We start from the raw sequence: 25,841 nt of genomic DNA, 5'->3' as shown, positions 1-25,841 counted from the left end.
GATGGCACCCGCATCGCAACTCCCCCGGTTCCGGTTCGCTGAAAGCAAGCTCGCGGCCAGTCGTATCACCTCGGACCGACAAGGTGTCGGTCTTCGTCGCATATCGGTCAGGTGTCGTGCCGGACTTTTGGCGGCGGACGGTCTTACCGTGATGGCGTGCCGACCAACCAGCTCCGCCGAACGTACTGCCTGATCCGTGAGCCGTAAGGGTCGCGAAAAGAGACCGGTGCGCTACTGGCATGCTGGATGGTCTGGACGCAAAGTGGGTGAGCTGCTGCTGCCGATCGCGAAGCAGGACAATTTCTACGCCCACTGTTTGCGCGGAAGCATTGAGAAGGCCCGTGCGCAATCGAAAGTCGCAGACTTCGCCAGCGGGCGCATCTACGACCTCAACAAGTTGTACGTCACTTCCAACCGCGACTTCGCGCACGCCTGGGCGGTGTGCATGCCCGATCCCCAGCATCTCGAACATCTGCAGAAGCTATTCGGACTCGGAGCAAGGGCTTACTACGAAGTCGAACTCCTCGACGCTTCGGGCGAAGCACTGACTGGGCCGCCGGAACCCGACCCCGACTACGCGATCGGCAGCTTCCAAGTTGACCTGGCGCGAGTGATCGCTGTGCACCGACCGCAAATGTCCCCGGTAGCGGGACAGGTCCACCTGCTTCGAATGGCGACCGCTCCGCGAGATGCGTAGTCAGGCAGTCAGCGACGCACCGTCGGCGAGATAGCGGTGGACAGTGGCGCGAGAAACACTCAACATCTTCGCGATGTCGTTCGCCGAGATGCCCTTATCGGAGCAGTTCGGAGCTACTTTTCGTATATCGGCGCATACTCGCGGACATTCACAAATTGAGTGACGTTGCTATCCAGCTACTTGGTGGTTTCGGCAGGCTGAGGGGCCGCGCAACAGGGACTTCGAGGCCGAGTCGTTGGACAACAAGATCTTCGGCCCCGGTATGGCCAGTGAGACCTTTCAGCCCGTTGGCCGACCGGCGGCTGCTCAACGTCAACGTCGTCGACGACGTGTAGAACGTCAACTTCGGCCGCGGCGGGCCGATGACCATCCTCAAACACCGGGGCACCATGGCCGCGCTGGTGGGTTGGCTGGTATAGCTAACTGGCCAGGCGGACACCTTCGACCGATGACGGACAACCGCGCGGCGCAAGCAATAGCTCAATGCTGCAGCGTGTCCGGGCACAACTCGTGCTGTGCGGCGTCTGTTACGGCCGGGCCTAGCGGCGATCCGGCCGTGGCAGCTGCCTGTGGGGGCGTCATGCCGCCCTGGATGAACATGCACATCCGGTGTCCGCCCAGCAGCAGGACCGGGGGTGAGATACCTCCGGTCACGTCGTTGTGGTGCTGGGCAAGGTAGTCCAGGTAGCTCTGGTCGTCGGCCCGCGCCCGCGGCGCTGCGCCGAGCATGACGGCGATAGCTACTGCTCCGGTTACCGCTAGAAACGCCTTCATTACTGCTCCTCCTCGGACAGCCACTCGGATTGCCTAACGGTCGCAGGCGGTTCCGTCGCCGTCGCGGTCTAGCGCGGGGTTGTAGGCGGGGTCGCCTCGGGGGATGTTGTAGCGGCCATCTGCGTGGGCTTCCTCGCAATTGGCGTACGGCGGCCCTTTGCGGGGCAGCGGCATTACTTCCGTTGTGATCTCCGGCGATGATCCTGGCCCCGGACGTAACGAGGGAATGATGCCGAAGAATACGAACAAAACCACCGTGAGAATTACGATCGTCGCCGCGACGAGAAGTCGGATTCGTTTCTCTGCTGATCGTCACAGGCGGACACCCTTCGTGTGGACGGGAGCTTATGACGAGCAGCTATTCGGGGCGTTGAAATCGAAAAATTCCCCTGGGCGGATGACTATCCGGAGCCGTGCCCTTCCGCCGTTGGTCTGGCATGGCGGGTGGCGCATCTTGGGCACGGCCCCGGTGTCGGTAGGTTCCAGCCAAACTCGGCAACGTAATCGGCGATGGATCTCGACGAGAATCGCGGCTACCGGCCATCCAGCTTGATGGTGACCGTCACCCGGCCCGTATCGTCGCGGGTCGCGACGGCGTGCCCAGTTCGGTCGGTTCCGTTGAGCTGCAGCGTAATCGGGCTGCCGCCGTCCAGGAAGTTTCGCCACCAGTTCTTAGCGTCGGGAAGCATGACACGGATGACAATCTCATCACCATTCCGCCGGTAACTAACTGGTGTCGTGAACGTCTTGCCTGAGCGGCGGCCGACGTAGGAAATCATCACCGTGTTTCGGCGCACGACACTGCCCAACAGCGGCACACCCATGAGCTTGGCCACGGCAGCGTTGACCGAGGACACCATGGGAGTGCTGAATATTCTGCGGCGCATCAGAGTCCCCTCTTGCCGATCAATTCACGCCAGCCTAGCGGGGCCGCAGCTCCGCGCCAGGCCGACAAGAACCCCCGACAAGAACCTCGCCGAGGATGTGTAGAACATCAACTTCGGCAAGGACACCAAGACGGTCGACTTCGGCCCCGGCCACGTGTGTAGAACGTCAAGTTCCGCTTCGGCCGCGACTCCGCGGCACCAAGTTGTACCCCGCCAGAGGATCCTGCTGTGGTATCTACGCCGATATTGGATCAGTCGCTACCGGAAACTGGCAGGCCGAGCTTGACCATGGCCGGTGGTTCGGCAGTCACCGCCAGTCGAGCCTCTCATGCCCGCGGGGTCTTAGGCCTCCCAGCGGCATACGGCCCGGAGATCCGCAGAGGCGGCACGCTCGTCGGCGACGGCTGCCGCGGAACTAGGTGATCAGGATTGGTCGTGTGCACCGCGACCTCCCGGTAGTCGTAACGGCCACACCGCATCATGCCTTTCGTCCATCCCTTGGTCATGGTGCCCAGCCTTCTTTGCGATGTGGTCATCATCGTTATCGCCCGAATCCCGCGGAAACCTCGGTTCGGCCGGGCTGGGCGCTCACGGTGTCCGCCGCTTGCGGATTCGCCCTGGCTCGTTCAGCGGCCGCATCAATTCATCGTCCGAGACGTGGACAACAACAACTTCACCGACGATAGGTGGTCAACGACATCTTCGGCCGGGGACGTAGTCAACGTGAGCTTCTAGTACGGCCGCGGCTTCTTGCGTCCGCCGGAAGCAAACATCGACGAACCGCGAGGGGCCAGTGTTTAGAGGCAGGGCGCACCGCGAAACGACCGGCGTGCGCGACACGCCGATGAATAGGCAATTTCGGCAAACTAATCCACAAAGAATTACACTGGTGTAACCAACACCGCGGGCCCTCTGACCTGCGAGTATCGTTGTTTTCGCCACAGCTTGTGGATTACGACAACGGGGTTATCCCGAACGTTGCGATACCGATGTCGGTTTGAGATCCCCGGTGTCGTGGGGCGACGGGCATAAAATCCAAGCAGCCCAGACCAACGGCGGTTTGGACTCGAAGCCCCTGGTCTGGAACCGCTTGGCTGCTTGGTAGGCACCTCGACGGTAACACCAGCCCTGGCTGGGGATAGCGGTAACCCGCCGATATCCGACCTTGGGTTTCGTCAAACGTGCGGACGGTCCGCACGCGAGATGAACTCCAAGGAGTAGACCAATGGCAAAGCCAGAGGGGACCAATGTCCGGCACGTGGTGCCAAATCCGAACGGCGGCTGGGACGTCAAGAAGCCGGGGGCCAAGCGTGCAAGCGCCCATACCGGCACCCAACAGGACGCGGCGCGGCGTGCCGACGAAATTCTCCGTAACTCCGGCGGCGGTGAGCGTCGGCTGCATGGTCGCGACGGCCGCATCCGCGATTCGAACACCGTGCCGCCCGCCAATGACCCGTATCCGCCGAAGGGCTAAAAGGTGACCAACCCAATCAGCGCAACTATCAGCCTCGGCGGCTTCGTAGACTTCGCCGCCGCTACGGCGAGCGGGCGCATCACCGCCGTGCATAACGTGATCGATAACGAGTTCGGCGACTACAACCCGGGCCACGACTTCTACCGCGGCATCCGTCTCGCGATTCGCGAAGGCATCGCCAACGGCGACGACGTCTCCCGGATGCAACGAGCCGTCCAAGATTGCAGCCCACGACGCAGGGCCTCCTACGAGTCACTTGCCACCGGATGGGCGGGATGGCGGCGGAGAAAGGACCTGGAAGTCTTTTCGCAGCCGCTCCGTTGGCGTGACGGGGCACTCGAAGTCCGCGTATCCCCGAAGTTCACGTGGCAGCAGCGGCACGAGAAGCACCTGGTCTGGCCGTATTTCAAAGACCCCGAGCTCTCACGTGATGGTGTCCAGGCAGCTATCCGCCTCATCGAGATCACATTTCCTGAAAGTGGCTGCCGCCCAGCGGTACTCGATGTGCGCCGCCAGCGCATCTACCAGCCCGCTCGACGCCGCAGGGGGTTTGATGCATGGCTGAGCGGTGAGGCGGCGGCATTCGTCTCAATGCTCGATTCCATACGGAACGTCGCCTAGCCGGATTCGCCCTGTGCCTGCCCACCAGCATCCTGAGGTCACAGATGCGACCGCGAAAGCTCTTTACGCCAACGCGATACGCTGTGCGGCTTCCGACTGCACGGAACCCCTTTACCGGAAGGACCTAGACGGAAATCGCACTCTCAACTCGCGGATCGCGCATATCTGCGCGCGATCTGAGAACGGGCCCCGATGGGATGCCCATATGGCGAGCGAAGAGAATCGCAGCGCTGAAAACCTCTTGCTTCTCTGCCTATTTCATTCCGAGCTGGTGGACGCGGAGGGGCGCGTGGAAGATTTTCCGAAAGAGCTGCTGCTGCAATGGAAAGCGGCACAGCTGGCGGAGTATGATCAGGCGGCTGCCGCCGGAATTGAAGCAGGTTGGCCGCTCACCGATGCGGAAGCTGCTGAAGTCATCGCCAAGTCCGAGCGCTCGACCATCACGGTCATCGCCGACACGATCTACAACGGCGGAATGGGTGGCCAACTCGGCGGAGGAGGCGGTGGCGGCGGTGTCATCGGAACCGGATCACTCGGTGGGGGCTGGCTCTTTTACACCTCTGACGCCGCCTACGACACGCCGTGCGGAGATCTTGGTCGTTGCCGCGCGTGCTTCCAACTACGAAGGCCCGTGGATACCACATGTCGGCCGCGGAACTCGGGGAAAGGCGCACATTGCGGGGGTTGATGGCGCTGATGGAGGCGACACCATCTTCGAAAGTGGCGAAATCAGGCTAGTAGCACCGGGCGGCAAGGGTGGCCTCGCAGGATCGGGCGAACGGAAAGTATCGGACAAACTGTTGGTTTCCGCGTTAATGCCCGCCAATTATGTAGCGGTCGACCACGGGCTCGCGCACGTGATCAACGGAGCCTGGTCGTACTACGACGTCGTCCTAATTCCGACACCGATGTCGCTTGCGCTGATCTGTGTGATCGAGGCAGGCGGAGTTGACGTTGGGGAATACACAATCGCCTTCGAAGTTCACAGCCCGTCAGGCCAGAAGCGCACGAGATTAAGCCTGGCGCTCTCAATTGACGAGCAAGGTGATCTCAACCGGATCCCATGTCACTGCGCGCTTTCGTTCGAGGTTGATGAGCTGGGAATGTGGAGGGTCACAGCGCTTTCCGATGTCAAGCGGCTCGCCGCAATCGATGTACTCATCAAGCAGCCAGATTTAGTTACTACAACCTGACACGCGATCGATCAGATCAAATTGCCCGCAAGCGCGCTGTTGGTTTTGATTGGGCCACGCTGGTCTCGCTCACGGGGCCCGGCGTTCCGGGTTCGCCGCGGCTTGTTGAGGGGCCGCATCAATTCAACGTCAAATTCGATGAGGTCCACCGGATCGGGCGACGCGACTCTGGCCTCGACAACAACAACTTCGATGCGACATACCCGACAAGAATTCTTGGTCCCGCCATGGTCGAAAACATCTTGGCCCGCGCTGCCACAAGCCGACTGGGCCGCCTGTGAAATCCAACTTGTTGGGGTCGAAGTTTGATAAGCGAAGATCACGACTCGAACCACTCGCCCCGGTCGCAACCGCACAGGAACAGTACCGCGATACCGTTCCTCGCCAATGGATCTCGGTGGTGAAGCCAATCCGAATCTGTCGTGTTCACCACGGGTGCGCGCATGCGCCGCGCCAACGCCGCGAATTTGCGGTCGCTCGGATCGAACCGTTCAAGCTCGGGGTCGACCGGAAAGTCGGCGTAGCTGCCATCTGCGGACCGAGGTAGGTCGATCCTCTCGACCCGCATCGGACCGTTCATCAGGATCTGAAAATAGAAACGGTCGCCAACGCCTGGCTCCCCGTCCGAATTGAGTTTGTGCGCGTACTCAGCCTGTATGTCCCTTGCCAAGTCCACGAGAACTTGGTGGCTACGCGTCACCTCGATCAAGAAGTCGATGGCGGCCTCACGACAGCTCAGCGACGGAGTGCGGCCTCCGTTGGCGGGGTCGGGTCGGCCGTTGGCCACGACTGGCACATTTGTGTCAACAACAACCTGCATCAGTCAGCGGCATCTCGAAGGCGTCGCAACCGTGCTTTTTCAGCCAGAGCTGCTTCGCCGAACGCATCGCCCATGAAGTTCACGGGCCAATTTTCAATTTGGCCAAGAACATTGAGCCATAGTGGCGTCAATGCAGAGCTACCACGGTTGACGTCGCAGAAGTAGAGCTTTACCTCGTCGGCCTTCAGGGCCTCTTCAGCGATACGGCGTTGCAATCGGAGGAGCAAGTGCTCGGAATGGCTCTCTAGCAGCACCTGAACACGTCGACGTGTAGCTGCGTAAAGCAGAACGTCGGCAAGGTTGGCCTGTGCGAGCGGGTGCAGGTGGATTTCGGGTTGTTCGAGCAGAACGGTGGACTCTTCGGGCACGTACATCAAAAGGGTGATTACGGGCAACACTTGCGAAACGCCGAACCCAACATCGGTCAGTAACACCTCGCTAGCTCCGGGCCGGGTAACGACCTTCGCCTGCCAACGATTAGAGCCTTCCGCGATCTCCTCGACCTTAAAGCGATGGATTAACCCGAGATGCTGCAACCAATACGCCACCATGGCTTGGAAAGGCAGGAGGCGTGCCCTAGGTCGCAGATTCAGTGTCTCGCCACTAGCGGTTGCGGCGAGGATCGCATCGATCGCTTTCTCGCCGCGTCGCCCGACATCGGCGGGCCGGGAGCGAGCCCATAGATAGTCGCGTTGTGGGTACTCACGCAGTGGCCCCAAGTAGAAAATGCCATCGAGCGCCTGTTCATATGCCGCCTCAAGATCAGATAGAAATTGTGCGTTCTGGTAGTACGTGCGCGCCTGGTCGGGAAACGCATAATTCTTGATAGGCGCGGGAAGTCTCCATGCCCTGCCCTGGGTGCGAACGAACCGGAACGGGCCCTCGCCCTGGTAGGTCAGTCTGAATTCGTTGGCTTTTGGCCCGGGTCTAAGTCCGAACTCATGGCCGCCGAGCGTGTAGGCCAGCTGTACCGTGCGAGCCACCTGCTTCTCAACAACGGTACGGGACGCCAGCGTGAAAGTGTTGTCGGCGGCGAGGTCGGTCCGCGGGTCCGACGGATCAGGCAGAACCAGCTGCGCGGTCCGTTCGAATGAAATGGATGTTTCGATCGCCAAATTCTCATCGTGACGATGGATGGCATCCCGGATGGCCCCCAGTTCGACGTAGTCGCCGTTCATCTCCAGCGACAGGAGCCGATCGGTGGCCTCTTTGGTCTGCTTCAACAGCAGAAGGAATTGCAAGATGCTCGTCTTGCCTGAGGAATTTGGCCCAAACAGCCCGGTGACACGCCCGCACGACAGATCAACGCGGGGCCATGACTTGAAGTTGGTGAAGGACAGCCGCCTCAGCATCGTTCACGTAGGTTACCGCAGCTAACGGCCTGAAGATGTGACCCATGCCCTGCGCGCGAGTCAGTATCCCGGGCATGCAGCTTTTCGGTCGAACAATGGAATTTCAACGACCCAGCCAATCCCGGAATGCATCAATTTGGCATGTACCGGAGACTAGCGCGGAGCACGCCTGGAAGCGACGTCCTGCAGTTGTCCAGTCCGGATTCGCTTCCAGTTACTAGCGCGCCGCGCCGAGGCGACTACGTTTGAACAGTCAGCCCATGCAACTTGACACTCAAGGGCCCCAAGTGGCCTGGCCTTTTGGCCCTCATATGGCGGGCTCCTTTAAAAGGTAGCGATACAGCGTCGCGCGGCTGACCCCGAGGTACTTGGCAATCGCCTTTCCTGAGTGACCGTCGGATTTCATCCGCTTCGCGGTGGAGATGTGCTCGGCGTCGGCGACCTTTCGAGGTCGCCCGAACTTAGTACCGTTAGCGCGAGAGGCATTCCGCTTCAACGCCGTTCGCTCCTTTATCAATTCGCGCTCGTACTCGGCCAGGGACCCGAGCACACCGATCATCATGCGCCCGGCCGGAGTGGACGAGTCGATGCCATCGCTGGTGGAGATCAACTTGGCACCGCGGTCGGTCAGCTCTTTGACGGTCTCCAAGATGTGCAACATGTTGCGGCCCAGCCGATCCAATTTCCAGACCACAACGACGTCGCCCTCCCGGACGTAATCCATCAGCGCCGCCAGGCCGGGACGGTCATCCCGAGCGCCGGATATGGTGTCGGAGAAGATTTTTGTCGTCCCTGCCGCTTCAAGGGCTTGGTTTTGCTGATCGAGGGTTTGGGCAACGGTAGAGACTCGGGTGTAGCCAATCCGTTGTCCGACCGGATGCCTGTCGACGTCGTTCTCTTGACTCATATGTATGAGAATCGCGGTTTTGCGAGTCTTATTTCCGAGACGGAGTTTTGAGACAGATCGACCTGGCCGGATCGAACCGGTTGAGGCCATCCGCCCGGCGTCTCACATGTGGTCTATTTCGAGACGGGGCATCGCTGGGTTCAGCTGGGTTTGCAGGTGCGAAGACCACTTGATCCCGGCCAGGATCGGTGTCATCGGCCTTTTCCCGGGCAAGTCGCTGTTCGCTCGCCTTAATCAAGCAGAAGCGAGTTGATCACGACGTCGAGCGCTGGTGGACCGTCCTGTCCACCCCCGGCCACCCCGGCAGCGGCGATCTTGTCCAACGTCGCCAACCCCGTCTCGTCGATGGTGCCGAACACCGTGTAAGCCGGTGGCAGCTCGGAATCCCTATAGACCATGAAGAATTGGCTGCCATTGGTGCCGAGCCCGGCATTCGCCATGGCCAAGGTGCCGCGCGGATACATGACCGGTTGTTGCAGCTTCGGGTCGTTCGGTGGGTACTGGTCGGTCGGATACTCGTTGGCGAACTGGTAGCCCGGCCCTCCGGTGCCGTCGCCCCGGGGATCGCCACACTGCAACACGGCCAGGTCCGGACTGGTGGTCAGACGGTGGCATTTTGTGTTAATGAAGTATCTCTGGCCCATCAGGCTGGCGAAACTGTTGACGGTGCAGGGCGATTCGTTGTTCGCCAGCATCAAGCCCAGGTTGCCCTGGCTGGTCACCATACTGGCGGTCAGTTGCGCCGGATCGGTCGGGACCTTGCCGGTCCGCGGCGGCTTGACCGGCTTGGCGGCCGGTTCTTGCGGTGTCGCCTGGTATTGGCAATTTGCGCCCACGCTGGCTGACGGCCGAAACGGCGGCAACGGCGGCACCTGACCGGTCTGCAGTGCAGTCGTTGCGGTCGCCGCGGAACTGCTGGCAGACGTAGCCGTTGCTCTGGCAGGGGTCGTCATTACTGTCGCACTGCTGTTCTGGTCGTTTCTGTTGTTGATCACGATGATCACCACCGCGGCGATGACGGCAAGCGAGGCGACCGCGCCAACGATGATCAGGGTCCGGTGCATTCGGGCCTGCTGGGCATGGCCCTCAAGCTGCTGTTCGACGTTGCGCTCGGCTCCCGCACCCCGCAGCTGGGCAATGTTATGGGCCAGGTCGGCATCGGAGAGCTGGGTGGCCGCCAGTGTCGGGCCCATGGGAGTGGCTGGGAGCGTCGGGTCGGATGCCGAACTCTGCGGCCGCTGGGTGGGGAAGGTGATCGCGCCGCGGGCAGCATCTGCCAACTCGACGGTGGTCGCATATCGGCTGTCGGGCTCCTTAGCCATACCGCGGACGACGACCTCGTCGAGGTTCGTCGGCACGTTCGGTTGAACGGCCGACGGTCGAGGTGGCGGGGTGTTGGCATGTGCATACATCAAATGCACGGCAGTACTGCCGGGAAATGGTGGCTGTCCGGTTAGGGCTTCATACAGCACACAGGCCAGCGAGTAGATGTCTGCGCGGGCATCCTCTTCCGTTTGGGGGTCAAGACGTTCAGGTGCAATATAGGCGAAACTGCCGATTATATTGCCGGACTTCGTCATCCGCGTCTCATCTGCCGCACGGGCGATTCCGAAGTCAATGAGATAGACGAAATCGTCGTCATCGAGCAGGATGTTGGAGGGTTTAATATCGCGGTGGATCAGCCCAATCTTGTGTGCGGCATGCAAGGCCTTAGCAACCTGGTCGACGATGCGCACCGCGCGGGCAGGTTCTAGCGGTCCGTCGGCGAGCACCGCGGCCAGGTCGCTACCCGTGATCAGCCGCATACTCACGAACAGTCGGCCATCGATTTCACCGTAGTCGTAGATGGGAACCGCATGTGGGGTGTCTAATCGAGCGGCTGCGTGGGCTTCTCGTCGGAATCGATGTTGGAATTCCGCGTCCTCGGAAAGACTTGCAGGCAAGACCTTGATGGCGACGACGCGGTCGGTGACGGTGTCACGGGCTCGCCAGACCTCACCCATACCGCCACGGCCCAATAACTCCACCAACCAGTACCGACCGAACGGCGTACCCTGCACCCCGCCTCCTCCGTCACTAGGCTGCAAGCTGCAAGCACGATAGCGGCTTAGCTGATACCTCCGCAGGTGATCGGCGCTAGGCAAGCGGTCCAGCCATGTAGCTGGCTTCCGACGCCGACAGGCGCGCCGACACGCACTACCCGTCGACCATCGATGTTCACGAATTCTTATACACGAAGTTTTGAGACGCTCGTAGGTCATCTATTTTGTGACAGTGTTCAGTTGGGTCTGGGCTTGGTCGATTTGGTGGTCTGCGCAGCCTCCCAGCCCTTCCCACCGAAACACTCGTCGTCAAGAGAAGCGGGACATGCTGATCGATTTCATGCTGACCGCGCCGCCGACTGCGCCCGAAACTATTCAGCTCCGACGAACCACGCTTTGGTTACTGTGCGAGTTTGCGCCATGGACCCGAGCGGCCCGGCTTTGACTGTCCATATCGCTAAGGACCGGTTGATGGGGTTGGTGGAGTCACGGCTCATGAGGACCGCGAAACCGCTCTGACCCGAACCACAACCATATTCAGGTATGTCACCGTCGGGTCGCACGTCACGCATGCCGACCAGCAGGCGGCATCTGGCACCGTTGTCTAGCTCAAGGGCGTACGGCCAAGGATCGACACCATGTTGGACCGAAGGCAAGGGAAATGTGCTGAGTGGAAACCGGCGCAGCTCTTTGTCCCACGGATTGTCAAGGCACAACATAGATCTTGGAGGTGCCGACCAGCAAATGTCTGCGCTTGCCGAGTTGGGACTGCAGTAGTAGACGTTTGCGGTCACCGCCGCCTTCGAGGTGGTCTCACAATTCAAGGGGAGGTCGGCGTTCGAGTTATGCACTTCACGGAAGCCAATAGCGGGTTGACCATTGACGACTGCGGTCGTCGTTTGAATATCGGTTTCATTGGCCCGGGTTGGCGATGCCGGTGGTGGAGGGCCGGGTATCGGCGATGATGACGCTCCGGGTTGGGGGACAGCTGTGATCCCAGCATGCGGGCTATTGTGTTGCCACTCCCGCCACATCACGATGGCAGCCCCAATCAAAACGATGGTCGCGGCGACGCCGCCCGCGAGCGCCCAGGTACGCCGAGACCCGGCTGTTGATTTGGCGGGAGGGCTAGCTGCCGATGCAGGGGGTGCCTCGGACGGCTGGAGTGCTACGTGAGTCGCCGCACTCGAGGCACCGGTTGAATCAACCCGGTCACTGAGGGCGCGTGCGAATTCAGAGCAGCTTCTGAACCGGCCATCGGGTCGCTTGGCCAGGCCCACGGCGAGCACCGGATCCAACGCGGCGAGCTCTGGTCGCTTATCAGCGACGGCCGGTGGTGGCACGTTGAGATGGCGACTGATAACTACAGCCGGGTTGGAATTCGGGAACAATTCCGAACTGGTCAGCAGATGAAATGCCGTGGCCGCCAATGAGTACTGATCAGCCCGGCCATCGACGTCTTCACCCATAAGTTGTTCGGGGGCAGAGTATGCCACCGTTCCTACAGTGAAATTGGTCTTGGTCAGCCCGCTGATATCGTTCGCGTTGCGGGCTATTCCAAAGTCGGTCAAGAGAATTCGCTGCTCTCCGTCATCGTCGAGGTGGGTCATCATGATGTTCGCGGGCTTTACGTCACGGTGCAGCAGATCTTGTTTGTGGGCATAGTCGAGCGCGCTGGCGACCGCGGTGACAATACGAACGACTTCCTCGACCGGCATGCCAGCCGGGTGGCGATCGGCCAGAAGCCGTGCCGCATCGAGCCCATCGACGAAATCCATCGAGATCCACAGCTGCCCATCTTCCTCACCGCGGTCGTGCACCCCGACGATGTGCGGATGCCAGAGCGTAGAAGCGAGATCGGCTTCCCGGTTGAACCGGGCCCGGAACTCTTCGTCGCGCGACCACTCTCGGGGAAGCAATTTCAGGGCGTCCCGGCGCGGGAGTCGCGGATGCTCCGCGAGGTAGACCTCGCCCATCCCCCCAGAACCCAACAAGCGAACGATGGTGTACCCAGCGAAAGTCTGACCGTTAGTCAGCGGCATGGGTCGATCACCTCGCCGCGTACTCGATCATTGGTTCGGTGAACACTTGACCGCTGGGTGTGGTGATTGAGACGCCGTTCGATCGCACCTGATAGCGGGTCCCGTCGACGGGATTGGTGACGTCGAATCCGCCCGAAGATCGCACTGCGTTGGCCAATTCGATGCTGGCACCGTCGCTAAGTCGGAGCCCCCGGTAGTAGTAATTGGCTGGACCGTCCTCACATACCACGATCAGCGATTGGGTGGTGCGCCCCAGCAGTGCTGGCGTACTTCCTGGGTCGCACCGACCGGCGGGATAACCCACGAACCCCTGCGCATCGGTATCTGGCAAGCTGAGTTGAGGCTTCGCCTTCGTCGTCAAAGACGCTCGGGTACTAGGCGATTCGGTAGTAACCACGCTAGTAGTTGGTGCCGTCGACGCAGCTGAGTGGGAGGCATTCGGGGATCCCTGGTTGTTCCGCAAGATCAGCAACCCCGCTATCAGCGTGGCTGCCACGAACGCTGTCACGGCTCCGGCAACCAGCACCAGTCGTCCGGTCCCGAATTTGCGTTCTGTTGATTCGGGGACGCGGAAGTGATCGGGGTATGGGGTGTATCCGGTTCCCTCCGGATTAGGCCAGCGATCTAAAAACTGGCGGGTGCTGACTTGCTGGTCAAGACCGGTAGCAGACATTGTTGGTGACTCCGAGACTGCTGCCGCAGCGCTTGCTGCTATGGCGAGTTCGCCCGCTGAAGCGAAACGCTCCGTCGGCTGCTTCGCCATGCCGCGGGCAACGACATTGTCGAAAGCGGCTGGAACAGTGGTGTTGAGCATCGAGGGTTTCGGAGGGTCGAGGGTGAGATGGCCGGTGATCTGCTGCTCGGCACTATCACCCGGATACGGTGGTGCCCCGGTCAGGCACTCGTGCAGCACACAGGCCAACGAGTAAACATCGGATCGAGCGTCTGCGACACCGGTGGTGAAACGTTCGGGGGCCATGTAGGCCAAGGTCCCAATGATGGCACCGGTTTTGGTCACCCTGGTGGCCGCGACGTTGTGGGCGATGCCAAAGTCGATTAAGTAAGTGAAGTCGCGGTTGGCCATTAATGCGTTCGAAGGCTTGATATCTCGGTGCACTAGTCCAGCGGCATGTGCAGCGTCTAGTGCTGATGCCAGCTGTTCGATGACCATGACGGCTCGCCGCGGGTTCATTGGGCCATCTTGTTTGAGCAAGGTGCCTACATCGACGCCGTCGATGATCGGCATGACCAGATACAAGCGGCCGTCGACCTCGCCGGTGTCGTGGATGGGGATGATGTGCGGTTCGGTCAGCCGGGCGGCCGTATGAGCCTCGCGGCGGAAGCGTTCTCGGAATCCGGGTTCGGTGGCGAGTTCGGTGGACAACACCTTGACCGCGACATGGCGGTCAATGACGGTGTCGTGGGCTTTGTACACCTTGCCCATGCCACCTTCGCCGATCACCTCGATCAGCCGGTAACGCCCGAACGCCCGCTCATCCATAAGCAGTATCAGGGATGCCGCAGGCCCGCTGCCAGATGCCAGACAACCCTGCTCCCGCCAGACTGCAGGGGATCCACATCGTCGCGTTCACATCCAACGCTGTCGGTCGGCGGACCGATCGTTGGGATTGCCGGTACCTAGACTGTTCCACTGGCAGACGCCACCGTGGCTTGAACACGTACCGCTTCTGTGCTGACTGTGGGATTCACTTCCATCGCAACAGAGCGCCGTCGGGTTGCCCGGGTTTTGGTCAGGCCGTTCGACGCAAGTCCCGTAGCTGTTTGTGTAGTAGCCGGGTGGACATTGGCTCAACGGAATCGGCTGCTTCGGTATTTCACTCAGATTTCCGACGACCCCAACATCGCGGCTCGCGGTGAATGGCAACCCGATGACCGCAGCGATGGCCGCCGCTCCGATCGACACACGAAACATCTGACGCCCTTGCACGATTAGATAAGACGCCGAGAAGCGTAGGCACACGCAGACCGGCAGCACACCGATTTCGCAAAACCCGTTGCCGGAGTTGAAGTCTGCAACGGTCGCTGGTGTTCGGTCGGCAGTGTCCTTCATACCGCGCCGCAACGAGGAATCCGAGCTTCCGCCCCGGGATTCGGGGTCAGAACGAGGAGACGTTTTCGACACTGACAAACATGCCGTGCCCAGTGCCGTCGTTGGTGAAGCGGGTGCCGTCGCTGCCGGGCAATACCGTCCAACCCTGGATGTGATAAGTCTGACCGTAGTTGAGGACGAGATCATTTTGCGGTGTACCGCCCCCGCCGATATTGCCGTCGTTCCAGCTGAAGCCGCCTGAGGCCGTCACTTCGGCCAGATCGAAGTGAATGCCACCTGGACATGGATTTCGGCATTGTGATTCCGGAAGAGATATCGGTGCCTGGGGAAAGCCCGTGCTATCGGGCCCACTCGCTTCGCACGCGACCCTGTCCGGCTGGACGATGCACCGAACCCGGCCAGATTCGGTCCTCACGTATGAGGATGCCCCGGCCGCGGACGCAAAAGCGATTCCCAACGCGGTGACCACGACGGCCACAAGCACGATTCGCTTCATGGCCCAGAGGCTAACGAGCCAATATCGCCAGCCGGAGGAGATTCGAACAAAGTTTTCTTTGGCCTTCTAGGCACGCTTCTGCCAACTTGCCGTTGTACACACTGGGTGACAAGATCCGGTTGTTCCCCGGTGCCAGGCGCATACGGGCGGCCAAGATCTCGTTCTACAGGCACCGGCATGAGGAGGCGATCGGAAGAGCCGGGATCCTGCACGCCCTTCGTGCACGAAGTTTGAGTAGGTCGCAATCGAGTTGCGCCATCATCTGTCTATAGAGCGGCCGCTCCACTGTCCGAGATCGCGAAGACGCTGCTCGCAGCCTGCCTCATAGTCGAGTGGGTTGTACAGGTTAGGGTTCCATCCATTCGCCGCCTCCGCCATGTTCTTGCAAGCCATAACGGGCGGTACGCCCGACCTCATCATGTTCATGGCTCCATCCGCTCCCTGCTGGTAGCCGGCCTGGTACGACCGCGCATCACGAGTCGGTCCTGAGCTACAGGCTGCGAAGCTGACAGCCATTGCGATGGCGACCAACCAAGCTCGAAGACTTCTTCCTTGCATTTGTCGTACCAATTTCTAGAAACGTTTACCCAACTCTCAGATCGTGGCCCGGGTTGGCTAACCGAGCGGGACCGCCTGGGAGCCGCCGGTGGCAGGGTTATTGATAGTCGCGCTTGTGAAGTGGAAGTCGGGAGGGACGGCACCGCTGAGGGTAACGATCACCGGGGAATAGATCGCCCTTCCATTCGCACAGTTTGGTTCACAGATCACTCGAAACTCAATGCCGCGGCCCGTCGCGCCATCAATTCCCCATTTGCTCCATACTATTTTGTCAACATTTAAAGTGTTGTCGCACAACAACATTATCGATGCTGGCCGGACTTCCGGCGGGAGAGAACAGCTGCGCACGACCGGCGTCGGATCATCGGCCACCGCGACTGGCAGATCCCAACCGGCGGACAGCAACACGATCGACAGCAGAACCCCACCCCAAGCCGCTCCTCGAAATGGAGGTGCAGATCCGTGGCTTCTTGTCATTGCCTATCCACCTCCGCCGGGAACTGAGAGCGGCGTCCATGTGCCGTCGGGATGATTAGGATCCCCTGACGCCTGGTAGGGGCCCTGAGTGAACACCAGAGAGGGCGACCATCTGGGCCCTGCCCTACCTGCCAACTTGAACATGCCGTCCCAATTTCCCGGACCCCAGTCAGGCTTCCACCTTGCGCCCATTGGCCGGACTTTCCTCCGTCGAAGGAACGACACGCCAGAATTTCACCGCGGGGCCCAAACCCATAGACGTACCGCGTCCAACTTGAGCAAGGCTGGCCCACATATCCGTCTTTCATGCCCGGTACGACGGCACAGTTCGGGGATGCGGCATGGCAGGCGCTTGCCGGGTCAGCGCTAGCCGGTGTTGCGTCAACAGCGCCTAATCCGGCCATCTCGGCGAGCACGGTAATGACCAACATCGTGTATCCGGTCAATCTGTTGCTCCTCGTCGACTCTGCTACCCGGGTGAATATCACTGGCGAACTCAGAAGGACGAAACGTTTTCGATGCTGACGAACATGCCGTGGCCGGTGCCGTCGTTGGTAAAGCGCGTGCCGTCTTGGGTTGGCACGATAGTCCAGCCCTCCATGTCATAGGTTTGCCCGTAATTCAGGGTGGAGTATTGGACGCCGGAGCCAGCGGCGATGTTTCCCTGCGCCCACCTGAACGCGCCTGCGGCAGTGACTACGGCCAAACCCCAATGCAGACCTCCGGGACATGGCGAGTATCTGCATTGCGATTCAGGCATCGAAATGGGCGCTTGCAGGAAGCCGGTGCTGCCGGGCCCCGATGCATCGCAAACAGCCGCTGGGCCCCCTCCATGACCTTGATCATTCGCGGTGACCATACAGTGCACCCTGCCCGACTCCGTTCTCACGTATTGCTCAGCGTGGGCATCCGGCATCCCGGCGATGCTCAATCCCGCGACAACAGCCGCCACAAGCACTATCCGCTTCACGGCTCGGAGCCTAACGAGGAAATGTCCGTATCCGCAGCAGATTCCATGAGCGCGCATGTGACCACGGCTGACCGATCCCAACTACCTGCACGGGCCGAAGAAGTAGTACCACAACGAATTAGGGGCCGCGGCCGTTGGAGATTTTCAGCGAATGCGGGCCTTAGCACTGGGCGAATGCCCCAGGGCCGCAATTTGGACCGGGGTTGCCGAACCGCGCCCCTGGGCCCGCTGGCGGAGGCCGATAACCACCTGGCGGCGGTGTGTCCCATGGGCATTGCCCGTTGTCGAACCAGGGGTGCACCGGATCTACGACGCAGGGAGAATCGCTGAATCCGATTGGGATCGAAGCGAATAGCGTCGCACCGACCGCCAGCGCTGCTGCGAGTGCTGCTTTCATTTCGCGACCTCCTTGTGCAACCACCCACCCGTACCGGTCTTTCCAACGACTCCCTGCACGATGCCGGTTCATCATTTGTCTTCCTCAAGGTTCGATCGGGGCGATTAGGGTCCACAGTGCAGCAGGTCGGTGCAATTCACCTTCTGGGCACAGGCGGCGATGGCGGCTGCTTCGTTCGCGGGGGCTCCCTCTCGCTCTAGCTCCTGAACGACCTGCATGAAGGATTGGCCGTGCTGCTCGTAGTAGAGCACCTTCTTGCCCACCGCGATATACATGTCCGGCTTGGAGTCAAAGGGCACCCCATCTGACTTGAGGCAGTAGGAGTACGGCGTCTCGGCATGGGCGACGGGGGCCAACGTCGCGGTAGCGGCTGTGACTGACGCCAGAGCGCCAACCGGTCCGGCCAATAGTCTGGTGATTTTCATTTGGACCGTCGCATTCCCGGAGAGGTAGTCCGCACTGCTTGCCGAGCCTAATGGGGATTCTTGAACTGCAGATTGCCGTATTTCGGGCAGTAGTGCGTCGCTGAAAGCGCCTCAAAGATCGCCGCCCGATCCGATCGCAGGCCCAGCTGAGAGACAAGAGCATCGGCAATGGCGTCCGGACCAGTTCCGTTATTGAGACCTCCGCAAACCTGATGCGCGATCCGGATTAGATCAGCCGGAGCCCCAACGACCCCATTGTTGTTCGCCTTCTGGACGAAGTCGTCGTCGTTGCTATCGGCGTGAGCAACACCCATCGACAGCACAGCTAGGGAGACGGTCAGGGCCGCAGTCGTATATTGCTTTAATTGCATGAAGTCACGCAGTGATAGCCGGTATTGCCGCTGTCATAGCACTGCGTTTGACAATCAGCCCTGGCCGTGCCGGTACCGAGCAGGAACACCGCGGCTGTGGCCGTAATCAGTGCCGCAATAGTCTTCATTCCCGTTCCCTCCAAAGACTTCGGCAGTTCCGCCCGGACCTCATGCGTACACACAGAGTACTACTAGTAGGGCAGACATGGGTGTCCTTTGCCCGACTACTGGGACAGGTGCCGACGCGACCCAGTCAGAACGATCCTGAACGCGTCGCCGCCTGGGAAGTCCGCCGCCGCGAAGTTGGCGAGCGAATCCGGACACTCCGCACAGAGCGGGGTCTCACGCAAGAGGCTCTGGCGCTCCGATCGGGTGTCACCCGCAACGTGCTTATCGACGTCGAGCTTGGCCGACGAGGCTTGCTTTACGAGCGGCTATTCGATATCGCCGAGGCGCTGCAGGTTCCCGCGGCGCAGCTCTTTGGAGCAAACCCATAGTCCGCCAGGCCAAAGCCAACTCACCCGAACCGAGCCAGTCCAACATCAACTTCAAGCACCCTCGGCCCCAGTCCTTTTCGTTGCCAAGTTCGGTATCGGCAGCGAGGCTGGCCCTGCCCCGCGACGGTTCTCGCTAGCGGGGTTGTGTGGGCGGGTTTTGATCATCCTCGTGAGTGAGGCTGGTGTATGGCCGACCCGGCGGTGGGACGTCCATCTTTGGATCCACTGCCTGCATGGAGTCGGGGTAGCGCGGGTCAACGTAGGTGAGGTCGTGGCCCCGGCGTTGTAGGTACCGGCCGAACAGGTAGATGGCCAAGCAGATGAGCGCAAACGCCGCGGCGATACCTGCGACGGCGAGGATTTGCATGGAACTGCCTCCGTGGAACAGCGCTATCTGAGGGCCTTGTCGAATCCCAGTTAATCCGACAATTCCTGCATGTCAACTCTTGTTCTGGGGCTGGGATTAGCGGTGACTTGCAGAGGGGTACTCGCTCTAGTGCTATGGAGCCATGGGTCCGGCCTAGGGCAAGGGGGCAGTGGTGGCAGACGGGAAATTGGAAGTCGACCTGGAAGCGTTGGCATCGTCGGCGGCGCATGTCGGCGGGCAGGCTGAGGATCTCGCGACCGCCCACTTGTCATCGGACAACCAGATTGTGTCCGCTCAGACCGGCTGGGTGGGCAGCTCCGCGGCAGCGCTCGCCGTGAAGACGGAGACCTGGTTGGAGACGTCGCGCAGGCTCGTGGGCCGGGTCGGCGGCCATGCGGTCGACCTGAACACCGATGGAATCACCTTCGCCACGATGGAGCAGGAGAACGTCGAGAAGGTCCGCGCGGTCATACGAGGTGTCGGCGGGATAGCTGGTTCGGCCGGGGTGTGATCGATGATGTTGACGGTGGCCGATATTGATCGATGGAGCGCTGATGCGGTGCGCACCGTCTTCCATGCAGCCAATGCCCGTGGGCAAGCCACTTTGGAGGCTTCGCAGCACCTGAGTTCGTTGGCGGTGTTCGACAGCTGGGAAGGAGCCACCGCGGAGGCTCGGAGACATAGCAACGCGTCCATCCGCCAAGACCTTGATGCTCACGGGAATGAATCCTTGGCGGTCGGCGCGGCGGCCGGGAAAGCCGCTGAAGACATCGAGCATGTCCAGTCCGAGCTGCGCACGTTGCGTCATGATGCAGCCGAAATGCACATGATGATCGATCCGGTGACCAACAAGGTCGTCCCGACGTCGACCGCCCTACCCATGGAAGCGTTCATCGCCGAAGAACAACTGCAGCCGCGCCTGGACGCGATTCTCACCGAAGCCAACGCAGTCGACCAGGAACTTGCGACCGCGATCAATATGGCCGACGGCGACATCCCGATTTCACCCGGTCCCGGCGGTGTGCGGATACCGGGAGGGCAGCTGGATACCCCACCTGCGGGCCAGAACAGCACGACCGGCCAATGGCAGCTCGACACATCGCGCTCGTACGACGATCCCTTTTCGCCCCCTCAGGGGCCGTACGTCCCATGGCAGCCAACGACCATTCCGGAGAAGCTTGCGACCGGTCCGTCCACCGGCCTGCTCACCACGGACAAGACGGGACTTAGCAACACCGCCAACGGGTTTGACGTGCAACAGGGTTACAAGATCCGACTCACCGGGGGCCAGGCCACCGGGATCACCAAGATGGTCCAGGGTGCCGACGGGAAGTGGTATTCAGCCCGGTGGATCGAGAACACGTACGAGATGGAGACCACGAAGGTCCTGCAAGGCACAGGCAGCTTAGGCGGTATCACCGGCTACCCGATGGCGATGCCGTGGAAGCCGGTCTCGCTGGGCGAGATCATGAATACGTCCGCGATGTACCCGGGTAAGACGTTCTACCTACCGGACGGCTGCGGTGGCTCCATTCCGATCGTGAACGGCAAATTACCGACACCAACCGTTCCCGTGATGACGGCTCCGCATTGACCGCAGCCACGAGGCACTCTTCCCGTCGGGCACTGCGATTCGCCGCGGTGGGAATCTTCACGGTGTTGATGGTCGCCTCGGTCTGGCTACTGGTCCGACCGGCCGGAGGCAAGGCGGCCGATTGCGCGACGGCGCGGGCCATGTGGAGCTACTACGAGTCCCAGCTCGCCTCGGCCCGGACAGCGGCGCAGGAACCCGACGCCAACAACAGCAAGACGGAAGTCGCTTATCGGAACATGATTAACGAATTGCAGTCCTACGCGGGCCGGATCAGCTCACCGGGTCTACGGTCCGAGGCGGATGCGATGGTGGCGATCAACCGCGACCTGTTCGAGCAATGGAAGCGCTGGGTGGCCGAGAGCCAGTCGGTATCACCGACCTCAGTGGGCCCGACTCCTTCCGACAGGCAATTCGGCACCGATTTCACGCAAAACGCGGAGAAGCTCAAGGACGTTCATGCTGAGCTCCAACGACGATGCGCGAGCTGAATCGGCCGACGGTCGTGGGATATGCGGATCCCGTAGCACGATGAGGATGAGCAAGACGCCGACTCAGGTCTCCATGAACATCGGCGACGAACACCGGGATCACTGAGGAGGACATCGGCATCGGCGATGCGCAGTAGGGATCGGTTCTCTCGGGTCGTCACACTCGTCGAGTTCAGGTCAAATCGGGCGACTTTTGCGTCACTTAAATCCATATCTTTGACAAAAATTTGACGATCTCTGGGGTGTTATGGGGTAAAACGCCTGGTCGCGAACACAACGGGCTGATCTATCGACTGCTAACCGCGCTCCGAAGCGTGCCGTTCGCCAGGTGGTTTATTTGCCGCGAACTAAGCCAGTACTTGACTTCCGCTTTAATGCGTTGCGCCACTAAAGACGCACGGCCATATCGAACGATCCAGCCGGGGGGCGGGGTGGAGCACACAACGAGGATCCGCCCCGTGTTTGCTGCTTACCAAGCAGGGTCATTAAACAACATTTCGCTATTGGTTCCGCAGTAACTCTTCGTTAATAGTCTGAAGGAGTTTCTTTTGTACCTTTTGCAAGGTGGGAATTGATGACCCTACACGACCCTTGGGGACTTTGATCTGGTAAAAGAGCACAATCAGATGTCCCTACAGTTTGTCCCTCGATGACACTGCACGACCCTTGCGGAATCTCGGCAGGGAATCCAAAGGGACATATAGGCGACCGGATATGACCCTTTGCTATGTGCTCTCATTGCTGCTGCCGGTCCCAGGTTTGCCGGGTGAGCTTAAGGCCGTGGATGTAGCGCTTGCCGTTCGACTTGGCCTTCTGATATCCCCTGGAATAAATCTCCCGGGCGAAGACACGGCTTTCCAGCGGGTCCTTGAACCGGTTGGCATGGCACCACTCGATGTAGCGCTGGTACACGTCACCGACCAACTCTCGATCCTCACCGGTGCCCCGGGTCGTGCAGTCATCGAGGAATTGCTTTGTGCGGTCCTCCGACTCTTCGTATTCCTCCGTGGCCGTCATCACGCGCTCGGGGGTGACCAACTCATCGGAGGCCACTGTGGCGGCACCCCTCGCGATCCAGCCCAAGATCGCCGGGCCCTCGGCCGCGACAAGTTCGTCGGCGAGGTGTTTGTTTCTCTTGTCCTCGGGGACCTGGTGCGTGAATGGCACAAGGCGGACCCGACGCCAAAACGCATACCCACCGGCACCGACCGCGGGTTGATGGTTTCCAACCAGGATCAACATGTGCGATGGAGAAAAATCGAAGAAATTGCCGTGCATGAAGCGGCCGGTGAGTGTGTCACCGCCGGTCAGTACTTTGACCTTGGCCTCATCGAAACGGGTACCTTGATTGATCTCCGAGCACACCACAAAACGAGCTCCGGCCAGCCGGGCAATTTCGGTCTCGTGCTTATCGCGGCCCGCCAGCAGGAAGTTGGCCGGTGCCGCGATGGCGTAATCACCCAGCACCCTCGAAATTACCTCAAGCAATACCGTCTTCCCGTTTTGCCCGGCTCCCCAGAAGAACGGAAGGATATTGGCCAGCACCTTGCCGATGGCGGCATACCCGCACAAGCCTTGTACATAGGCGATCAATTCCTCATCGCCCTCAAAAGTGGTTCTCAAAAACTCCGTCCACCGCGGGCAATCGCCCTCGGGGTCATAGCCCACACCGGTGATCTTGGTGTGCCAGGCATCAGGATGATGATCGCAGATCTCCCCGGTGCGCAGGTTCACGATCCCGCTGAGGGTGTTGAGCTGCCAACCGCTGGCATCGAGTCGGTCACGGCTGCACCGCATCGCCGGATCCGAACGAGCTAGCCGCACCATCGCGCCGATGCCCGCGGCCGACAACGACCGCTTGCGGTGGCTGCGGTCTCTCTTGGTGGCCCCCGGCAATTCGGTGGCAATTTGACCGGCCGCGGTGTCGATCGTCCCGGTATCAGGGTCGAAATGCCAAAGCACCCCGTTCCAGTGCATCCACTTTCCGATCTCGGGCACGTAGCGGATGCCCGGCGAATACTCGGCGACCAGCTGGGTGGCGTTGCCTTTGTCGGTATGCGCCAATCGCTGCTCAACGTCAATCTTCGACCAGCTACGGGCCACGTCATCGGGGTGTTCGCTGAGGCGATCGGCCAGATCGTCGCGCTGCTGCACCGCCCATACTGCATGGGCCTCGGTCAGATTCGCGTCGTAGACCGCACGCACCACACGGTGCAGGTCCCGGGAGCGGTCAGGTGGCTCGCTCACTTCCGCCAGCGCCTCCCCCACCTTCGGATATCTCTCCAAATCGATCGGTTTGGGATCCTCGGCATGGTGCTGAGAAATCACTCGTGCCGTCCCGGTGATCCTGGCCTTCTCCTTGTTGGCTCGGCCGTTCGTCTTGGCCCTCTCCTCGGCGGCGGCGAGGTCCACCCCGAGCAGAGCGGCAAGAGTGTGCGGATCCACCCGCGTCCCGTTCGGCTTGATCAGCCATTGCACCTGACGAGCAGGCAAGCCCTCGAAGACGGTGGACTTGAAGTTGTAGCCACCCACCGGCCTCAACAAGTCGTTGTCGCTGTGCTTGGCCTTGTCGCCGTCCAGATACTCAATGAGCCCCCTGCACAATGCAATATGCGCAACCTGGCTCACTTCCTCATTCAGCGGTACATATACATGCCCATTGCCTGGTGACCCCGAGCCGATCACAAATGCGCCGAGATCGGCGAGCCGGTCGATCTTCTCCTGATCGAGTCCCTTATCCCCGTCGGTGTGCACCAGCCGCAGGATCACCGCGTCACCCTTACGGCGCGCCCGACTACGCCTCAGATACGGAACGACGTAGAGATCACCCCGGTGGGCGTACTGGTCGATCGCGTCGCAGATCTGCTCAGCCTCCTCCGGCCACCCGAACACGATCTTCTCCCCATTGCGCTCACTCCAAGAGCCGTGCTCGTACTTGCCACTATTGGGATTGCGGCGAGGATTGATTCCCAGCGCAAAGACCACTATCCCGGTATCGCTACCGAACACGGAGTCGAGAAACAGCCGGACGTCGGCCCGCTCGGCACCGTCACCAACCAGGCCCCCGCTGATATCGCTTGTGCTATCAGCATCCTCGTGGCTGTCGGCGGACTGCTCAGCTCGGAGCATTGTCACGTTAGGAGCGGCCATCGGGACCCCTCGTCGCAGTGGACTCTTGTTCCCGAATCCACTGCAGGACAGCCTCTTTGCGGTAGAACACCTTGTGTCCCACAAAGAAGTGTGGGATGAAACCGCCGCGGGCCCGCAGGTCCATCTGAGTCTTGCGCGGGACCTTGAGCATCTTTTCTAGATCCCGGGTGGTAAGCACCTCGGCCTGCTCGTCATCAATCATCTTGCCCCCAGCCGGTCTGCGGCGACCGAAGCCGAGCAGGACTTCCCCGCTCATCTCTTCTCGGACGAGAGGGAGCAAAATACACTGGAAATAGACGAGAAACGCTCGTGCATCACCGGATACGCCCGATGGCTCACCGGGCTCGGTCGTTGCGATTCCGCCCGACATCATCATCGATCACCATGCTCGACAACGACGTAGCCGCGGCTCCGCAGGCAAGCCGCAAGCCGGTCGGCATAGCCGGGATGGATGCGCCAGGTCTTGAAGGCCGAGTCCCACCACCGGGCCCACACCGGCAACGCCACGATTGCGACGACCGCGGGCTCGTCGTTGTACTCGAAGTTGACGAGCACATCGTCGTAGTCCTGGCCGAGACGCTCAAAGAGAACATCGAAGTCCCGATTGCGCGCGCCTGCTCGCCGGGGCCGGTGGCCCCGGAGTCGGCAGTCGGATGCTGTTGTTGGCCGGAGATCTCGGGACCCGCGCCCTCGCCGACGGCGGCTTGTCTTTGGTTTTGTCATGCGCCGCCATCACCGCCGCCTATATTCGATTGTGGCGCGGCGTCTCCGATAGCAGACGTTCTGGTCTTGCACGCGGCATCAGTGCCCCTGGGGTCTGCGCTGAGCCGATCCATATAAGCCTCAAGGGATTCCGACGTTACGAATCCCCGACGGCCGATATTCACCTTGTTGATCTCACCCTTCTTGATCAGCTCGTAAAGCGTGGTGTGGCCGATGCCACCCAGTATCTGGCGCGCTTCGGGGATTGACACGAGCCGCTTGACGGTTTGCATATCCCGCCTGCCTCCGATCGTTCGTCTCCGCCTGTACGCTGGCGGTTATCGCAAGACTGCAGGGATATATGCAGAGTCTGCAACATCCCAGTGCGTGCTTTCCGGGAGGTTTTGAGTGGCTGGCCGAACCGAGCTCGGTGACATCCATGTCCAATTCCGTCATGAGGGGCACGAAT

Annotated in this window: 29 protein-coding genes and 1 pseudogene; 9 read left to right on the top strand and 21 right to left on the bottom strand. The window is 60.8% G+C overall.

Annotated features, from left to right (window positions below; genetic code table 11):
- Window positions 1-262: 262 nt before the first annotated feature.
- Window positions 263-697, top strand: coding sequence for a hypothetical protein (locus MAAFP003_RS12485; RefSeq protein WP_096287349.1), 435 nt, complete (start codon window positions 263-265; stop codon window positions 695-697).
- On the opposite strand, the gene MAAFP003_RS12480 is transcribed toward MAAFP003_RS12485, so the two are convergent.
- The 4 genes from MAAFP003_RS12480 to MAAFP003_RS12465 all read right to left on the bottom strand — a co-directional run bounded on the left by MAAFP003_RS12480 (window position 698) and on the right by MAAFP003_RS12465 (window position 2,331).
- Complete coding sequence (locus MAAFP003_RS12480) at window positions 698-787, bottom strand: helix-turn-helix domain-containing protein (RefSeq protein WP_279304462.1); 90 nt, start codon at window positions 785-787, stop codon at window positions 698-700. It abuts the gene before it with no gap.
- Between the two features lie 390 nt (window positions 788-1,177).
- Window positions 1,178-1,471, bottom strand: a complete 294-nt coding sequence (locus tag MAAFP003_RS12475) for a DUF732 domain-containing protein (RefSeq protein ID WP_112741650.1) — start codon at window positions 1,469-1,471, stop codon at window positions 1,178-1,180.
- Between the two features lie 33 nt (window positions 1,472-1,504).
- On the bottom strand, window positions 1,505-1,645 hold the full coding sequence (locus MAAFP003_RS12470; RefSeq protein WP_096287345.1) for an excalibur calcium-binding domain-containing protein: 141 nt from the start codon (window positions 1,643-1,645) through the stop codon (window positions 1,505-1,507).
- A gap of 359 nt (window positions 1,646-2,004) precedes the next feature.
- Window positions 2,005-2,331: a nitroreductase/quinone reductase family protein gene (locus tag MAAFP003_RS12465; protein ID WP_243393891.1), complete on the bottom strand. Its 327-nt coding sequence runs from the start codon at window positions 2,329-2,331 to the stop codon at window positions 2,005-2,007.
- A 1,252-nt stretch (window positions 2,332-3,583) separates the two neighbouring features.
- Here MAAFP003_RS12465 and MAAFP003_RS12460 point away from each other — a divergent pair.
- From MAAFP003_RS12460 to MAAFP003_RS28945, 4 genes are all read left to right on the top strand, one after another.
- Window positions 3,584-3,832, top strand: coding sequence for a DUF2188 domain-containing protein (locus tag MAAFP003_RS12460; RefSeq protein WP_096287341.1), 249 nt, complete (start codon window positions 3,584-3,586; stop codon window positions 3,830-3,832).
- A gap of 3 nt (window positions 3,833-3,835) precedes the next feature.
- Window positions 3,836-4,453: a hypothetical protein gene (locus MAAFP003_RS12455; RefSeq protein WP_096287339.1), complete on the top strand. Its 618-nt coding sequence runs from the start codon at window positions 3,836-3,838 to the stop codon at window positions 4,451-4,453.
- 205 nt (window positions 4,454-4,658) lie between these two features.
- Window positions 4,659-5,141 (top strand): hypothetical protein, encoded by a 483-nt coding sequence (locus MAAFP003_RS12450; protein WP_096287337.1) that lies wholly within the window; start codon window positions 4,659-4,661, stop codon window positions 5,139-5,141.
- A complete protein-coding gene (locus MAAFP003_RS28945) occupies window positions 5,047-5,646 on the top strand; it encodes a hypothetical protein (protein WP_133160853.1) in 600 nt (199 codons plus the stop codon). Before MAAFP003_RS12450 ends, MAAFP003_RS28945 begins: the two co-directional genes overlap by 95 nt.
- A gap of 319 nt (window positions 5,647-5,965) precedes the next feature.
- On the opposite strand, the gene MAAFP003_RS12440 is transcribed toward MAAFP003_RS28945, so the two are convergent.
- The 12 genes and pseudogenes from MAAFP003_RS12440 to MAAFP003_RS12385 form a co-directional block, all read right to left on the bottom strand.
- Complete coding sequence (locus tag MAAFP003_RS12440; protein ID WP_096287333.1) at window positions 5,966-6,433, bottom strand: hypothetical protein; 468 nt, start codon at window positions 6,431-6,433, stop codon at window positions 5,966-5,968.
- A 32-nt stretch (window positions 6,434-6,465) separates the two neighbouring features.
- Window positions 6,466-7,818 carry an AAA family ATPase gene (locus MAAFP003_RS12435; protein WP_096287331.1) on the bottom strand — a complete coding sequence of 451 codons (1,353 nt, stop codon included), beginning with the start codon at window positions 7,816-7,818 and terminating at the stop codon, window positions 6,466-6,468.
- A 307-nt stretch (window positions 7,819-8,125) separates the two neighbouring features.
- Window positions 8,126-8,725, bottom strand: a complete 600-nt coding sequence (locus tag MAAFP003_RS12430; RefSeq protein WP_096287329.1) for a recombinase family protein — start codon at window positions 8,723-8,725, stop codon at window positions 8,126-8,128.
- Between the two features lie 230 nt (window positions 8,726-8,955).
- Window positions 8,956-9,789, bottom strand: a complete 834-nt coding sequence (locus MAAFP003_RS29580) for a peptidylprolyl isomerase (protein ID WP_423790894.1) — start codon at window positions 9,787-9,789, stop codon at window positions 8,956-8,958.
- 243 nt (window positions 9,790-10,032) lie between these two features.
- A pseudogene (locus MAAFP003_RS29575) lies at window positions 10,033-10,986 on the bottom strand (serine/threonine-protein kinase); the annotation flags it as partial.
- A 152-nt stretch (window positions 10,987-11,138) separates the two neighbouring features.
- Window positions 11,139-12,809, bottom strand: coding sequence for a serine/threonine-protein kinase (locus MAAFP003_RS29925; RefSeq protein WP_096287325.1), 1,671 nt, complete (start codon window positions 12,807-12,809; stop codon window positions 11,139-11,141).
- 7 nt (window positions 12,810-12,816) lie between these two features.
- Window positions 12,817-14,310, bottom strand: a complete 1,494-nt coding sequence (locus MAAFP003_RS12415; RefSeq protein ID WP_096287323.1) for a serine/threonine-protein kinase — start codon at window positions 14,308-14,310, stop codon at window positions 12,817-12,819.
- Window positions 14,311-14,397: 87 nt separating this feature from the next.
- Complete coding sequence (locus tag MAAFP003_RS30015; protein ID WP_096291087.1) at window positions 14,398-14,742, bottom strand: DUF3761 domain-containing protein; 345 nt, start codon at window positions 14,740-14,742, stop codon at window positions 14,398-14,400.
- Window positions 14,743-14,926: 184 nt separating this feature from the next.
- On the bottom strand, window positions 14,927-15,376 hold the full coding sequence (locus tag MAAFP003_RS28940; RefSeq protein WP_133160852.1) for a hypothetical protein: 450 nt from the start codon (window positions 15,374-15,376) through the stop codon (window positions 14,927-14,929).
- A 1,531-nt stretch (window positions 15,377-16,907) separates the two neighbouring features.
- On the bottom strand, window positions 16,908-17,117 hold the full coding sequence (locus tag MAAFP003_RS12395) for a hypothetical protein (protein WP_096287317.1): 210 nt from the start codon (window positions 17,115-17,117) through the stop codon (window positions 16,908-16,910).
- A gap of 765 nt (window positions 17,118-17,882) precedes the next feature.
- Entirely contained in the window at window positions 17,883-18,203 is a 321-nt protein-coding gene (locus MAAFP003_RS12390) for a DUF732 domain-containing protein (protein WP_096287315.1), read from the bottom strand.
- A 47-nt stretch (window positions 18,204-18,250) separates the two neighbouring features.
- Window positions 18,251-18,574: a DUF732 domain-containing protein gene (locus MAAFP003_RS12385; protein ID WP_096287313.1), complete on the bottom strand. Its 324-nt coding sequence runs from the start codon at window positions 18,572-18,574 to the stop codon at window positions 18,251-18,253.
- Between the two features lie 236 nt (window positions 18,575-18,810).
- On the opposite strand from MAAFP003_RS12385, the gene MAAFP003_RS12380 reads away from it, so the two are divergent.
- Window positions 18,811-19,071 carry a helix-turn-helix domain-containing protein gene (locus MAAFP003_RS12380; protein ID WP_096287311.1) on the top strand — a complete coding sequence of 87 codons (261 nt, stop codon included), beginning with the start codon at window positions 18,811-18,813 and terminating at the stop codon, window positions 19,069-19,071.
- Between the two features lie 133 nt (window positions 19,072-19,204).
- Here the strand turns inward: MAAFP003_RS12380 and MAAFP003_RS12375 are convergent, their stop codons facing one another.
- Window positions 19,205-19,438 (bottom strand): hypothetical protein, encoded by a 234-nt coding sequence (locus tag MAAFP003_RS12375; protein ID WP_096287309.1) that lies wholly within the window; start codon window positions 19,436-19,438, stop codon window positions 19,205-19,207.
- Between the two features lie 172 nt (window positions 19,439-19,610).
- Here MAAFP003_RS12375 and MAAFP003_RS12370 point away from each other — a divergent pair, with 172 nt between their 5' ends.
- The 3 genes from MAAFP003_RS12370 (at window position 19,611) to MAAFP003_RS12360 (ending at window position 21,520) form a co-directional block, all read left to right on the top strand.
- Complete coding sequence (locus MAAFP003_RS12370; RefSeq protein WP_165796359.1) at window positions 19,611-19,949, top strand: WXG100 family type VII secretion target; 339 nt, start codon at window positions 19,611-19,613, stop codon at window positions 19,947-19,949.
- A gap of 15 nt (window positions 19,950-19,964) precedes the next feature.
- Window positions 19,965-21,032, top strand: coding sequence for a hypothetical protein (locus MAAFP003_RS12365; protein WP_133160851.1), 1,068 nt, complete (start codon window positions 19,965-19,967; stop codon window positions 21,030-21,032).
- Between the two features lie 68 nt (window positions 21,033-21,100).
- Window positions 21,101-21,520 carry a hypothetical protein gene (locus MAAFP003_RS12360; RefSeq protein ID WP_133160850.1) on the top strand — a complete coding sequence of 140 codons (420 nt, stop codon included), beginning with the start codon at window positions 21,101-21,103 and terminating at the stop codon, window positions 21,518-21,520.
- 735 nt (window positions 21,521-22,255) lie between these two features.
- Here the strand turns inward: MAAFP003_RS12360 and MAAFP003_RS12355 are convergent.
- From MAAFP003_RS12355 to MAAFP003_RS12340, 4 genes are all read right to left on the bottom strand, one after another.
- Entirely contained in the window at window positions 22,256-24,289 is a 2,034-nt protein-coding gene (locus MAAFP003_RS12355) for a DNA primase family protein (RefSeq protein WP_165796358.1), read from the bottom strand.
- Between the two features lie 367 nt (window positions 24,290-24,656).
- A complete protein-coding gene (locus tag MAAFP003_RS12350; RefSeq protein WP_165796357.1) occupies window positions 24,657-24,926 on the bottom strand; it encodes a helix-turn-helix domain-containing protein in 270 nt (89 codons plus the stop codon).
- Between the two features lie 116 nt (window positions 24,927-25,042).
- Window positions 25,043-25,225 carry a hypothetical protein gene (locus MAAFP003_RS12345; protein WP_096287297.1) on the bottom strand — a complete coding sequence of 61 codons (183 nt, stop codon included), beginning with the start codon at window positions 25,223-25,225 and terminating at the stop codon, window positions 25,043-25,045.
- Window positions 25,226-25,389: 164 nt separating this feature from the next.
- The gene (locus MAAFP003_RS12340; protein WP_096287295.1) at window positions 25,390-25,665 is read right to left on the bottom strand and encodes a helix-turn-helix domain-containing protein; all 276 of its coding nucleotides are present in this window, start codon (window positions 25,663-25,665) and stop codon (window positions 25,390-25,392) included.
- Window positions 25,666-25,841: the final 176 nt, after the last annotated feature.

Origin of the sequence: Mycobacterium ahvazicum, from assembly GCF_900176255.2 — a bacterium.
Lineage (GTDB): Bacteria > Actinomycetota > Actinomycetes > Mycobacteriales > Mycobacteriaceae > Mycobacterium > Mycobacterium ahvazicum.
The sequence above is the reverse complement of the archived record's forward strand: the minus strand, read 5'-3'. Positions and strand labels throughout refer to the sequence as shown.

Excerpts from the sequence above, each read along its gene's own strand:
- MAAFP003_RS29580 (WP_423790894.1), bottom strand. The coding sequence starts at position 9,789 with ATGCACCGGACCCTGATCATCGTTGGCGCGGTCGCCTCGCTTGCCGTC.
- MAAFP003_RS12475 (WP_112741650.1), bottom strand. The coding sequence starts at position 1,471 with ATGAAGGCGTTTCTAGCGGTAACCGGAGCAGTAGCTATCGCCGTCATG.
- MAAFP003_RS12450 (WP_096287337.1), top strand. The coding sequence starts at position 4,659 with ATGGCGAGCGAAGAGAATCGCAGCGCTGAAAACCTCTTGCTTCTCTGC.
- MAAFP003_RS12435 (WP_096287331.1), bottom strand. The coding sequence starts at position 7,818 with ATGCTGAGGCGGCTGTCCTTCACCAACTTCAAGTCATGGCCCCGCGTT.
- MAAFP003_RS12385 (WP_096287313.1), bottom strand. The coding sequence starts at position 18,574 with ATGCAATTAAAGCAATATACGACTGCGGCCCTGACCGTCTCCCTAGCT.
- MAAFP003_RS29925 (WP_096287325.1), bottom strand. The coding sequence starts at position 12,809 with ATGCCGCTGACTAACGGTCAGACTTTCGCTGGGTACACCATCGTTCGC.
- MAAFP003_RS30015 (WP_096291087.1), bottom strand. The coding sequence starts at position 14,742 with ATGTTTCGTGTGTCGATCGGAGCGGCGGCCATCGCTGCGGTCATCGGG.
- MAAFP003_RS12390 (WP_096287315.1), bottom strand. The coding sequence starts at position 18,203 with ATGAAAATCACCAGACTATTGGCCGGACCGGTTGGCGCTCTGGCGTCA.
- MAAFP003_RS12470 (WP_096287345.1), bottom strand. The coding sequence starts at position 1,645 with ATGCCGCTGCCCCGCAAAGGGCCGCCGTACGCCAATTGCGAGGAAGCC.
- MAAFP003_RS12375 (WP_096287309.1), bottom strand. The coding sequence starts at position 19,438 with ATGCAAATCCTCGCCGTCGCAGGTATCGCCGCGGCGTTTGCGCTCATC.
- MAAFP003_RS12465 (WP_243393891.1), bottom strand. The coding sequence starts at position 2,331 with ATGGTGTCCTCGGTCAACGCTGCCGTGGCCAAGCTCATGGGTGTGCCG.
- MAAFP003_RS12340 (WP_096287295.1), bottom strand. The coding sequence starts at position 25,665 with ATGCAAACCGTCAAGCGGCTCGTGTCAATCCCCGAAGCGCGCCAGATA.
- MAAFP003_RS28940 (WP_133160852.1), bottom strand. The coding sequence starts at position 15,376 with ATGAAGCGAATCGTGCTTGTGGCCGTCGTGGTCACCGCGTTGGGAATC.
- MAAFP003_RS12350 (WP_165796357.1), bottom strand. The coding sequence starts at position 24,926 with ATGAGCGGGGAAGTCCTGCTCGGCTTCGGTCGCCGCAGACCGGCTGGG.
- MAAFP003_RS12460 (WP_096287341.1), top strand. The coding sequence starts at position 3,584 with ATGGCAAAGCCAGAGGGGACCAATGTCCGGCACGTGGTGCCAAATCCG.
- MAAFP003_RS12360 (WP_133160850.1), top strand. The coding sequence starts at position 21,101 with ATGGTCGCCTCGGTCTGGCTACTGGTCCGACCGGCCGGAGGCAAGGCG.
- MAAFP003_RS12415 (WP_096287323.1), bottom strand. The coding sequence starts at position 14,310 with ATGGATGAGCGGGCGTTCGGGCGTTACCGGCTGATCGAGGTGATCGGC.
- MAAFP003_RS12430 (WP_096287329.1), bottom strand. The coding sequence starts at position 8,725 with ATGAGTCAAGAGAACGACGTCGACAGGCATCCGGTCGGACAACGGATT.